This window comes from Ruminococcus sp. J1101004sp1_RTP21198st1_B9_RTP21198_201120 (genome assembly GCF_040924245.1).
In the GTDB taxonomy this organism is placed as follows: domain Bacteria; phylum Bacillota; class Clostridia; order Lachnospirales; family Lachnospiraceae; genus Blautia_A; species Blautia_A faecis.
Genome location: NZ_JBCOMI010000004.1, coordinates 180,233 through 192,395 on the forward strand (window position 1 = coordinate 180,233; position 12,163 = coordinate 192,395).

The window sequence follows — 12,163 nt, forward strand, 5'->3', positions numbered from 1 at the left end:
TCTCAACTTAGAATCTAAATTACTACTCATATCACCTTAATTACTTTCATATTTGATGTGTAACTATTCAATCCTTTCAACAATTACTCGCTTCGTGAACTCAAATGTCACATCTGATGAGCTGCTATTTTCCCTGTTTATCAGTTTATCCACACAGCTTACTCTTCTGTCTTCTCTTTATCCACATCTTCCCCAAGGAAGAACACACGATAATACATTTCCAGAGATTCCAGAAGCTCCTCTTTCTCTACACGCAGCTTTTTGATTTTCAGTGCACCGCCAATATCATCATAAAATCCATCAGCTTCCGTAGCCTCAGTTTTAAACTGCAGATTTCCATGATCATCAAACTCCAATGTGAAAATTCCGCCAATCTCTTCTGTGAAAAGAACGCACATGATCTGCAGTTCCTTCTTCACATGATCTGGCAGAGAATCAAAGTCTTTATTAAAATAATATTTCTGTTCATAGGCGCTTGCGCCACAAAGCACTACATTCTCCTGATACAATTAAGTCCCACCTTTCTGTTTTCATATGTGTCAACAACATTTTCGCAAGTGATATGCCCCATTCACTGTAGGATTATCGCAATCAGTGGGGAATATCATTTGCGAAAATGTGCCTAAACAATAGCCTTACACATAGCTATACAGCCCGCGAACCGAAACCTCACCGGCGCTGACAGCTACAATCGTTCCATCAGTTTTCTCTACCAACAGCTCTCCGCCATCTGTAATCCCTCTGGCCACGCCCTCGTACGGCTCTTTCGCCAGCACACGCACCGGCTGATTGTAATTAGCAAGAATACTTTCATATTCCTCTTTCAGCCCACTGAGGTCACAGGTCGCTGCAAATTTTTCATAGTATTTCTCAAAAGCTTCCATCACAAGCCCGGGAATCTGGCTTCTGTCAAATTCCTTGCCGCTCTCCAGATAAAGGGATGTAGCCTTGTCTGCCATCTCCTCCGGAAACTCTTTGATATTTACATTAATTCCCACTCCGATGACTGCATAGTCAATTTTTCCATCGCGAACCCCCATTTCGGTAAGGATTCCGCATATTTTTTTGTGGGAAACCACCACATCATTGGGCCATTTGATACTTACGTCAAATCCAAGATTCTTCACTGCTTTCGCCACAGCCATACCCATTACAAGGGTAAGGGTTGGTGCATACTGAGGTTCAAATTTCGGTCTGAGAAGAATGCTCATCATAACCGACGTACCCTCTGGTACCTCCCAGGATCTGCCAAGTCTTCCTCTTCCTGCCGACTGAAATTCTGCCAGTGCAAGAGTTCCCTCTGGTGCGCCTTCTTTCGCCAGACGCTTGATCCACAAATTGGTAGAATCTGTTTCTCTTGCAAAATGGACGGTTTTGCCCGCCCATTTTGTATGTATCTGATCTGCAATTGTGGTTTCGTTATAGATACTGCCTGTGACAATTTCTTCGTATGATTCTTTTTCGGAAATCATTTCAGATACCCTTTCTATAACTCCCAATCGTCCAGATTCTTTGAATGAATGATACATCTTATCCAGAGGATAAAAAGTAGTACATAAGAACGTAGGAACAATCGGAATTCATTAATTCATTGTTATCTGGAAGCCGAATTATTTATTCTCAGGCTCTCCCAGTGTAGCAACCATAACCGCTTTAATGGTATGCATACGGTTCTCAGCCTCATCAAATACCTTAGAAGCCGGAGACTCGAATACTTCGTCTGTTACCTCCATGTCAGTCAGATTAAAGCGCTCACCCATTTCCTTTCCAATCTTTGTCTTAAGGTCATGGAATGCCGGCAGACAGTGAAGGAAAATTGCTTTCTCCCCTGCATTCTTCATAACTGCAGATGTTACCTTGTATGGTGTCAGATCATGGATTCTCTCTTCCCATACTGCATCCGGCTCACCCATGGATACCCATACATCTGTGTAAATAACGTCTGCGTCCTTCGTTCCAGCCTCTACATCCTCTGTAAGAGTAATGGTTGCGCCGGACTCTGCTGCGTACTCTTTGCACTGAGCAACCAGCTCCTCATTCGGGAAATATTTCTTACTTGTGCAGGCTACGAAATGCATACCAAGCTTGGAGCAGGCTACCATCAGGGAGTTACCCATATTGTAACGGGCATCGCCCATGTAAACCAGCTTGATTCCTTTCAGATATCCGAAATGCTCACGGATGGTAAGCATATCTGCTAACATCTGTGTTGGATGATATTCGTTTGTCAGACCGTTCCAAACCGGAACTCCTGCATATTTTGCAAGATCTTCTACAATTTCCTGACCAAATCCACGGTACTCAATACCATCATACATTCTTCCAAGAACTCTCGCAGTATCTGCAATGCTCTCTTTCTTGCCGATCTGGGAGCCAGTTGGATCCAGATAGGTGCTTCCCATTCCAAGATCATGGGCTGCCACCTCGAAGGAACAACGTGTTCTGGTGCTGGTTTTCTCAAAGATCAGGGCAATATTTTTGCCTTTGTAATACTCGGTAAGCTCACCGGCTTTTTTCTTTGCCTTTAACTCAGCGGATAAATCAAGAAGATACAGAATTTCCTCTGGTGTAAAGTCTTTCAGTGTCAAAAAATTTCTGCCTTTTAAGTTCATAATAATCCTCCTCTGGTGTCAGGTATAGTACCTGGCACCATTTTTCTTTCTGTCATGCTTTACAGTAAACTGTCGTACAAGTCTTTGAATTTTTCACTTTTCAGACTGACCATAGCCGGCTTTCATCTCATTAATTTCTTGTTTCAAGAATGTTACTCTTCTTTTTTATCCTTCTCATCCACAACAACTTCCTTCAAAGAAGCTGCCAGTCCTGCCAGGTTCTGGATCTCTGACGGGATAATGATCTTGGTAGATTTGCCGTCTGCCACTTTCGCAAGAGCTTCGAAGCTCTTCAGGGTAAGAACTGCATTGTCAGCACCTGCCTCCTTGATCATACGAAGACCTTCTGCATTCGCCTTCTGAACCTTCAGAACTGCCTCTGCTTGACCTTCTGCCTCTTTGATCATGCGCTCTTTCTGCGCTTCCGCGCGAAGGATAGCAGCCTGCTTCTCAGCTTCGGCATCAAGAATTGCAGATTCCTTTTTACCCTCTGCAACAAGGATGGTGGACTTCTTCTCACCTTCTGCGATCAGAATTGCCTCACGTCTCTCACGCTCTGCTTTCATCTGTTTCTCCATGGCTTCCTGAATAGCGGCCGGAGGAATGATATTTTTAAGCTCTACACGGTTTACCTTGATTCCCCATGGATCAGTTGCCACGTCAAGGGAAGCACGCATCTTGGTATTGATCACCTCACGTGAGGTCAGGGTTTCATCCAGTTCCATATCACCGATAATGTTACGCAATGTAGTCGCGGAAAGATTCTCGATAGCCATGATCGGATTCTCAACGCCGTATGCGTACAGCTTCGGGTCTGTGATCTGGAAAAATACAACAGTATCAATCTGCATGGTTACGTTATCTTTTGTGATAACCGGCTGTGGTGGGAAATCTACAACCTGCTCTTTCAGATTGACTTTTCTTGCCACACGCTCTACAAATGGAAGTTTGAAGTGTACACCGGTTCCCCATGTTGCCTGATAAGCACCTAAACGCTCAAGTACGATCGCATATGCCTGGGGTACGATGCGGATGCAGGATGCCAGGATCCACAGCACCAGAATGATGACAATCAGCAAAAATAAGATACTTCCCATATTACGCCTCCTTTGGCTCCACGATCAATTTAACACCGTGGACTGCTTTTATGATTACTACAGTGTCAACCGGAATTGTTACGCTGTCATCGGATGTCCGGGCCATCCATTCAATGTCATTGATGCGAACCTGGCCTGTCTGGGCCAGATTATTGATCTTCTGGATCACGACAGCCTTTTTTCCAAGAAGACCTTCCACATTTGTTTTCTCTGTGTCTTTTCTCATAAGCTTCAGAGCTGCCGGTCTTGTAAAAAACAGCAGCACCAGTGAAACACAGAAAAACAGAAGAAGCTGCGGCACGATTCCCATTCCAATGCCGGCTGCAATAGCGGCAGCAAGTGCGCCTCCTGCAAACCAGATCGTAGTAAGTGCCGTGGTAAGCCCTTCAATAACCAGAAGCACAGCCAGGACTCCCAGCCAGATAATTGGTTCCATAAGACTCCCCCTTTCAGATAAGCGATTGTCAAAATCTGCCATACGTCATCAGATATACTTCAGCAGACAGATTCCAGATCAGCTAACCCTACCGTCTCTGCCTTGCAGCCTCATACATCAAAATTCCTGCAGCCATAGCTGCATTCAAGGACTCCACCTTGCCGCACATGGGGATCCGGATGAGACAATCAGCAGCTTCTGCTGCCTCTTCCGTCAACCCGTTTCCTTCATTTCCAATAAGAAATGCTGTGCCGCCCTGATAATCCTCCTGATCATAGGAATTTTTTCCTTTCAGGTGGGCTGCAAAGGTACGGATACCTTTTTGCTCCAGTTCCGCTTTTAATGATACCACATCCTCCACATATAGGAAAGGCATTCTGTAAACAGATCCCATTGTTGAGCGGATGACCTTTGGATTGGTAATGTCTACGCAGGTTTTCGTAAGAAAAACACCGGAAACACCAGCACCCTCACCTGTTCGGAAAATAGTCCCTGCATTTCCCGGATCCTGAAGATCCTCAAGAACCATTACCAAAGGAGCATCTCCTTTTAAAATATCTTCCACAGTCCACACCGGTTTCTTCAGAACTGTAAGAATTCCCTGTGGAGTCCTGGTATCACACATCTGCCGGAAAACATTATCTGCCACGATTTCTCTTTTTTCTTCCGGAAGCTCCATGACCTGCTTCATCAGGGACTCATCTGCAGTCAGGGATTCTGTCACATAAACCCTGGAAATCCAGTCCTTTGGAGCTTCCCCGAACATTTTCCGTCCCTCAGCCACAAACAACCCCTGTTCCCTGCGGGCCTTGGCCTTCTGGTTTAACTGTATGATATTTTTTACCTGTGTATTATTTGCACTGGTTATCATAAATTATCCTCCCTGTTACAGCGGCTTTCGGAATTTATTCAAATCCTCGTTCTTTCCTACTGCAACCAGAATACAACCCGCTTCCAGCTTCTCCGCAGGATTCAGGTTTACATTTACAGAATCTCCATGCTTCACTGCAACCAGATTTATATGATGCTGCTCACGGAGCCTGATCTCTGAAAGACTTTTTCCCACCCATTCACCCGGGATCCGGAATTCTGCCATACTGAACTCCGTAGAAAGCTCAAACACATCCTCAAATCCACTGGCTGTAAAATTACGGGCAACGCGGATTCCCATGGAACGCTCCGGATATATTACCTGATCAGCACCAATTTTCTCCAGGATCCGGCCATGAAGGGAATTCATTGCCTTCGCCAGAACAAGCGGGACGCCCAGGTCCTTCACCTGCATGGTAGCTGTAATACTGGCTTCCATATTTTCTGCAACCGCAATAATCGCAACGTCTACGTTCTGCACGCCCAGGGATTTCAGAATTCCAGGCTCGCGCACATCTGCACGAACTGCATAAGTGACAGTATCTGCAATTTCCTGAATATTCTCATCTTTATCATCAATTGCCAAAACATCATAATCTGCATTCGCAAGCTCTTTCGCCAGGGTCATTCCAAACTGCCCCAATCCAATGACTGCAAAGGATTTTCCGCTCATTCTAATCTCCTTTAAAATCTGCTATGAAAGCAACGGACTTTCATGCGGGATAATGTCGTCCACAGACGCCATTTTCTATCCTATCATAATATTCTCTTCTGCCAGATGTACATCTTTAGTTCGCTTCTGCGCACGGGATACAACTGCCGCGCCCAGTGTCAGCGGACCGATTCTTCCAAGATACATGGTAAAAATAACGATCCATTTGGCCGGTGTATTCAGGACCGCGGTCAGTCCTCTGGAAAGACCTACGGTTCCAATTGCAGAAGTAAGCTCATACAGCACATCCACAAAGGGTGCATCCGGCATAATTGCAAAAATCCCCAGCACGGAAATAAGCAGCACACTAACCGCCATTCCCACAACTACCTGCGCAGAACGGATATAACTGCTGCGAATCTTTCTCCCATAAACCTCTACATCCTTTTTTCCCCGAAGGTTGGCAATAATACTCATCACAAGCACTGCAAGTGTAGTCGTCTTCACTCCGCCGGCAGTCCCCATAGGAGAACCTCCAACCAGCATAAGAAACAGACAGATCATTACACTTCCGCTGGTCAGCGCCCCCTGAGCAACTGTAAAAAATCCTGCAGTTCTTGTAGTCACAGACTGAAATGCCGCTGCCATCAGCTTCTGTCCAAAGGACAGACTTCCCAGTGTGTCCGGGTTCTTATACTCAAACAGCAAAATACAGATTGTCCCACCAAGGAGCAAAATCCCGGTTGTAGTCAAAACCAGCTTGCTCTGCAGACGAAGGGTCCGGAATAATCTGCCAGGAGAAAGCTTCTTCTGAAAAACCAGCTTTATTCTTTCTCCAAGATCCCACCATACGTTAAAGCCAAGTCCAGAAGCAATAATTAATCCCATAGTTGTCACATTCACCAGAGGATTGGTTACATAGTCTGCCAGACTGTTCTCTCCCAAAAGATCGATTCCTGCATTGCAAAAGGCTGAAACCGCTGTAAAAACAGCCTGTCCCAGACCTTTCACCAGTCCAAACTCTGGTACAAAGCAGAATGCATAGCCGACGGCTCCGATTCCTTCTGCTGCAAACACACAGAGAACCACTTTTCTCACCACTGTTACCAGACCGGACATCTGCTCCAGATTATAGGATTCCTGGATCATTCTGCGGTTCTTCAGACTGATCTTCTTATTCAGGGAAATAAAAATAACGCTTGCAAGTGCGATCAGTCCAATTCCGCCAATCTGTATGAGCAAAAGGATCACCAGTTTGCCAATCAGACTCCAGTGAGTGGCTGTGGTCACAGTCACAAGACCGGTTACACATACGCAGGTGGTGGCTGTAAACATAGCATCGGAGAACGAAGTGGTCTGGCCTGCTGCCGTACAGAAAGGCAGCCACAGAATTAATCCTCCTACAAAAATTACCCCCGCAAAGCTGAGGGTAATGATCTGTGCCGTATTCAGTTTATGCAATTTATATTGCAGGTTTTGAATGAACATAAGCTTCCTTTATGCCACTGCCCTCAGCATCTTTTGCAAAATATTCTGCTGCAGAATGTCAGGAACAATGACTCTTTTATAATTACGGTTCACCTGCCGTCGGCACATAGCTCAAAGGATTTCTGCAAAATGTGTATCACATACTGTAAAACCCAGTCGGAAATATGCCCTGAGACAAGTGAACCGTATTATCACTGTTATTTCCTATAGTTATGAGAAAGGGACTCACAAACCTCCCACATATATGGAGTGACGCTCTTCTCCATTGCAAGAGCTTCATTGATATCGAAATCAACGAAATCACCATGGCGGTATCCAACAACACGGCTCTTCTTGCCTTCCAGAAGAAGGTCTACTGCCATAGCACCCATCATGGATGCATATACACGGTCTTTACATGTTGGGCTTCCACCACGCTGCATGTGACCAAGGATAGTAGCACGTGTCTCGATTCCTGTAGCAGCCTCGATACGAGTTGCCATAGCCTGTGAATGGCCGATACCCTCTGCATTGATGATGATGTGGTGTTTCTTACCCATCTTACGGCTCTCAATAATGTTATTGATCAGCTTCTGCTCATCATAGTCATACTTCTCAGGGATCAGAACATCCTCGGCTCCGTTGGCAATACCACACCACAGTGCAAGCCAGCCGGCTCCACGTCCCATAACCTCGATGATACTGCATCTCTCATGGGAAGTAGATGTATCACGAACCTTGTCAATTGCTTCCATAGCTGTATTAACAGCGGTATCAAAACCGATGGTGTACTCTGTACATGCAATGTCAAGGTCGATGGTTCCTGGAATTCCGATTGTATTGATTCCAAGGTTTGCAAGCTTCTGCGCTCCGGCAAAGGAACCGTCTCCACCGATTACAACAAGTCCGTCAATACCGTGCTTGCGGCAGATCTCTGCACCACGCTGCTGTCCTTCCGCTGTGCGGAACTCGGCACATCTTGCAGTGTAAAGAATTGTACCACCACGCTCGATGGTGTCGGATACATCTCTTGCTGTCATATCGATGATCTCTTCGTTTAAAAGGCCGTTATAGCCCTTCTGGATACCTTTTACTTTAAGTCCGCTGGAAAGTCCACGTCTTACAACTGCACGGATTGCAGCGTTCATTCCAGGAGCGTCACCGCCGCTGGTAAGGACACCAATGGTCTTAACTTTGTTTTCTGCCATAATAATCTCCTCCATCTTATGAATCGTCGGGAGCTGTGTCTCCATTTTCAGTGGAAACGCCCTCGTTTTTCTATACACATATTCAGCATTAGTTTATAGCATTTTCAAAGGTTTTTCAAGACTCTTTCCTTAAGTAATTGCCGAAATTACACTCTGTTTTCCGTGATTTTACCATAATTTTCCATATACCTGTCTGATTCTTCACTTTAAAGCGTTTTCAGAGCTCTTTCTACAACCCGGATATTGCCTTCACCATATTTTTTACTCATCTGTGCAAGCCATTCATCCTGCAGATTTACATGGTATGCAGCAGACAGTTTTTTCATTGCTTTTACATCTTTCAGATAAATAACGACAGTGTCTGTACCCTGAGAATTCCGTAGATCCTCCAGAAGCCCTTTTTCTTTCTGACTGTAATCGTCCTTACTTTCAAACTGGATCCAGAGTTCTCTCGGAATATCAGAGAAAGGCCGTACCTTTTCCAGGATCAGCTTGCTGGCCTTGTCATCCTCGGCAGATACCCGTCCCTGGATGAATACCCTGGCATCCTCATTGATCATATTCTGCCATTTCTCATAATCTCTTGGAAAAACCATGACTTCTACAGTTCCAACCAGATCCTCCACGGTAAGGAACGCCATCACTTTGTTTGTTTTAGTATACTTCACGTTTTTCTCTGTGATCATTCCTCCGATGATGACTTTCTGATTGTCCCGTACTTTTGACTCATCCGGTTCACCGCCTTCACGGTCGTCTTCATCTGACGGCTGGAAATCAATAGTTCTTGCGGAAATCATTTTTTCCATCATATTACGGTAGCGATCCAGAGGATGACCGCTCAGGTATATGCCAAGGACTTCTTTTTCGTAGGACAGAACCGTCTCTTTGTCATATTCTTCCAGATTCGGCATACGGATCTCAAATTCTTTTTTTTCATCTTCGCTGGCAATGTCGAATAAGCTGAGCTGCCCTGCCATAGACTGCTTCTTGTTTCGGGAAATGTCATCTACGATCTGACCAAAAACGACCATCTTCTGATGACGGTTTCCTTCCAGACAATCCAGAGCACCGGCCTTGATAAAGTTCTCAATGGCACGCTTGTTCACAGCTTCCATATTCCGCTCAATAAAGTTCTTCACGGAAAGGTACTCGCCATGTTCTTTTCTCTCTGCAACAATAGCCTCGATGACCGGACGGCCTACGCTCTTGATTGCGGAAAGTGCATAGAGGATCGAGCCTCCTGATACAGAAAAACCATACTCGCCTTTGTTGATGTCCGGCGGCAAGATCGGAATATTCATCTGACGGCAGACCTGAATATACTCGGCAACCTTGGTAGGCTTGTCGATTACTGAGGTCATCAGCGCAGCCATATATTCTACCGGATAATAGTATTTCAGGAAGGCAGTCTGATACGTAACATAGGCGTATGCCGCAGCATGGGATTTGTTAAATGCATACTGTGCAAAATCGATCATTTCATCGTAGATCTTATTTGCAATTTTCTCATCAATTCCATTTTTAATACAGCCTGGAACACCTTCCGCTTCGTTTCCATAGACAAAAGCCTGGCGTTCTTTTTCCATAACGTTAAGTTTCTTCTTGGACATGGCTCGGCGGAGAAGATCACTTCGTCCCAGGGTAAATCCGGCAAGGCTCTGTACGATCTGCATAACCTGCTCCTGGTACACGATACAACCGTGAGTCGCCTTCAGGATTGGCTCCAGCTGAGGGCAATCATAGTGGATGGTGTCTGGGCGGTTCTTGCCGCGGATGTACTGGGGAATAAAATCCATAGGGCCTGGGCGGTACAGGGAAATTCCGGCAATTACATCCTCCAGGCTATGTGGCTTCAGTTCTTTCATGAATCCTTTCATTCCGCCGCTCTCCAGCTGGAACACACCGTCTGTACGTCCGGTTCCAAGAGAATCCAGCACTTTCTGGTCGTTATAATCTATTTTTTGCATATCAAGGGATATGCCGTAATTTTTCTTTACATTTTTTACTGCGTTGTTGATTACAGTCAGGGTTCGAAGACCAAGGAAATCCATTTTCAGAAGGCCCAGTTCTTCCAGGGTAGTCATGACAAACTGGGTGACGATGGTTCCGTCCTGCGCGCGAGAAAGGGGCACGTATTCGGAAACATCTTTCTGGCTGATTACAACTCCGGCAGCGTGCATGGAAGTATGTCTTGGAAGACCTTCCAGACGTTTGGCCATGTCAATCAGATGATGCACATCCGGCTGCTCGTCGTATGCTTTTTTCAGTTCCGGGTTTACTTCCATGGCTTTGTCGATTGTGACAAGCTTCACATTCGGTATTTTGGCAGGAACCATTTTCGCAATGGAATCTACCTGGGCATATGGCATATCGAGGACACGGCCTACATCACGGATAACACCGCGGGCTGCCAAAGTACCAAATGTAACAATCTGAACCACACAGTCTTTGCCGTATTTCCGTACAACATAGTCGATTACTTCCTGTCTTCGCTCAAATCCGAAATCCACGTCAATATCAGGCATGGATACTCGCTCCGGGTTCAGGAAACGTTCAAACAGAAGGTCGTATTTGATTGGATCAAGTAAGGTGATTCCAAGGGTATATGCAACAATACTTCCGGCTGCGGAGCCTCGTCCGGGACCTACTTCAATGCCATTACTGCGGGCATAATGGATGAAATCCCACACAATGAGGAAGTAGTCAACATAGCCCATATTTTTGATAGTGTTCAGCTCGTATTCCAGTCGCTCCCGTAGCTCTGGGGTAACCGGATCGTACAGGCGCTCCAGACCTTCGAAGCAGAGCTTATTCAGGTATTCCCAGGAGGTGTAGCCCTCGGGAACGTCGAATCTTGGCAGCTTGGTAACTCCGAATTCAATTTCTACGTGGCAGCGCTCTGCTATTTTATGTGTGTTCTCCAAGGCTTCCAGTGCATATGGGAAAAGTGCCGCCATTTCCTGCTCGGATTTCACGTAGTACTGACCGCCTTCGTAGCGCATACGGTCTGTATCGGACAGCTTCTTCCCTGTCTGGAGACACAGAAGAATGTCGTGAGGATCAGCATCTTCTTTGTAGGTGTAATGAATATCGTTAGTGGCTACCAGGTCAATTCCAGTCTCCTGGTGCATGCGCAGAAGCTGCTGGTTTACATTCTGCTGTTCCGGAATTCCATGATCCTGAAGCTCTAGGAAAAAATTGCCTTCGCCGAAAATTTCCTGATAGCGGAGGGCCGCCTTCTTAGCGTCCGGGTACATTCCTCTGTTAAGGAACCGGGCTACTTCACCGGCCAGGCAGGCGCTCAGCGCGATGAGACCTTCGTGATATTCCCGGAGAAGCTCCAGGTCTACTCGTGGTTTATAGTAAAAGCCTTCTTTAAAGCTTTTGGATACAATTTTCATAAGGTTCTGGTAGCCCTGGTTGTTCTCGGCAAGAAGTACCAGATGGTAGTAACGGTCGTCGCCACTGCCGATCTCGCGGTCGAAGCGGGAACCAGGGGCTACATAGACTTCGCAGCCAAGGATCGGATTGATTCCGGCTGCTTTCGCTGCCCGGTAAAAATCGATGACGCCGTACATGACCCCATGGTCTGTGATGGCCGCGCTGTCCATCCCAAGCTCCTTTACACGGGCAACGTATTCTTTTATTTTATTGGAACCGTCCAGCAGGGAGTATTCGGTGTGGACGTGGAGGTGGGTAAAAGCCATTGTGTGTCTCCTTCTTCGCAAATTTGCTATTTAATGTGTTGGTCGTTATCCCGGACGCGATTTCACAATGTATATTCACCGCCGCGCGTCGCAACGTTCCGGCAAGCTAATGAC

10 protein-coding genes are annotated in these 12,163 nt (G+C 46.0%); all 10 read right to left on the reverse strand.

The genetic code is table 11. The features are described from left to right. Positions 1-158: 158 nt before the first annotated feature. The 10 genes from AB5618_RS04245 to AB5618_RS04290 all read right to left on the reverse strand — a co-directional run bounded on the left by AB5618_RS04245 (position 159) and on the right by AB5618_RS04290 (position 12,049). Positions 159-509: a DUF6145 family protein gene (locus AB5618_RS04245; protein ID WP_118583962.1), complete on the reverse strand. Its 351-nt coding sequence runs from the start codon at positions 507-509 to the stop codon at positions 159-161. 126 nt (positions 510-635) lie between these two features. Then, positions 636-1,499 carry a biotin--[acetyl-CoA-carboxylase] ligase gene (locus AB5618_RS04250; RefSeq protein WP_368366519.1) on the reverse strand — a complete coding sequence of 288 codons (864 nt, stop codon included), beginning with the start codon at positions 1,497-1,499 and terminating at the stop codon, positions 636-638. Between the two features lie 111 nt (positions 1,500-1,610). Next, positions 1,611-2,612 carry an ornithine carbamoyltransferase gene (gene argF / locus AB5618_RS04255; RefSeq protein ID WP_173717397.1) on the reverse strand — a complete coding sequence of 334 codons (1,002 nt, stop codon included), beginning with the start codon at positions 2,610-2,612 and terminating at the stop codon, positions 1,611-1,613. Positions 2,613-2,764: 152 nt separating this feature from the next. Next, the gene (locus tag AB5618_RS04260; protein WP_173717396.1) at positions 2,765-3,709 is read right to left on the reverse strand and encodes an SPFH domain-containing protein; all 945 of its coding nucleotides are present in this window, start codon (positions 3,707-3,709) and stop codon (positions 2,765-2,767) included. Position 3,710: 1 nt separating this feature from the next. Next, on the reverse strand, positions 3,711-4,145 hold the full coding sequence (locus AB5618_RS04265) for an NfeD family protein (RefSeq protein ID WP_173717395.1): 435 nt from the start codon (positions 4,143-4,145) through the stop codon (positions 3,711-3,713). An 88-nt stretch (positions 4,146-4,233) separates the two neighbouring features. Beyond that, the gene (locus tag AB5618_RS04270) at positions 4,234-5,016 is read right to left on the reverse strand and encodes an RNA methyltransferase (protein ID WP_118583958.1); all 783 of its coding nucleotides are present in this window, start codon (positions 5,014-5,016) and stop codon (positions 4,234-4,236) included. 15 nt (positions 5,017-5,031) lie between these two features. Further along, complete coding sequence (locus AB5618_RS04275) at positions 5,032-5,688, reverse strand: TrkA family potassium uptake protein (RefSeq protein ID WP_118583956.1); 657 nt, start codon at positions 5,686-5,688, stop codon at positions 5,032-5,034. 75 nt (positions 5,689-5,763) lie between these two features. Then, positions 5,764-7,155, reverse strand: a complete 1,392-nt coding sequence (locus AB5618_RS04280; RefSeq protein ID WP_173718341.1) for a TrkH family potassium uptake protein — start codon at positions 7,153-7,155, stop codon at positions 5,764-5,766. 197 nt (positions 7,156-7,352) lie between these two features. Then, complete coding sequence (gene pfkA, locus AB5618_RS04285) at positions 7,353-8,342, reverse strand: 6-phosphofructokinase (protein WP_118583954.1); 990 nt, start codon at positions 8,340-8,342, stop codon at positions 7,353-7,355. Positions 8,343-8,548: 206 nt separating this feature from the next. After that, complete coding sequence (locus AB5618_RS04290) at positions 8,549-12,049, reverse strand: DNA polymerase III subunit alpha (RefSeq protein WP_173717391.1); 3,501 nt, start codon at positions 12,047-12,049, stop codon at positions 8,549-8,551. Positions 12,050-12,163: the final 114 nt, after the last annotated feature.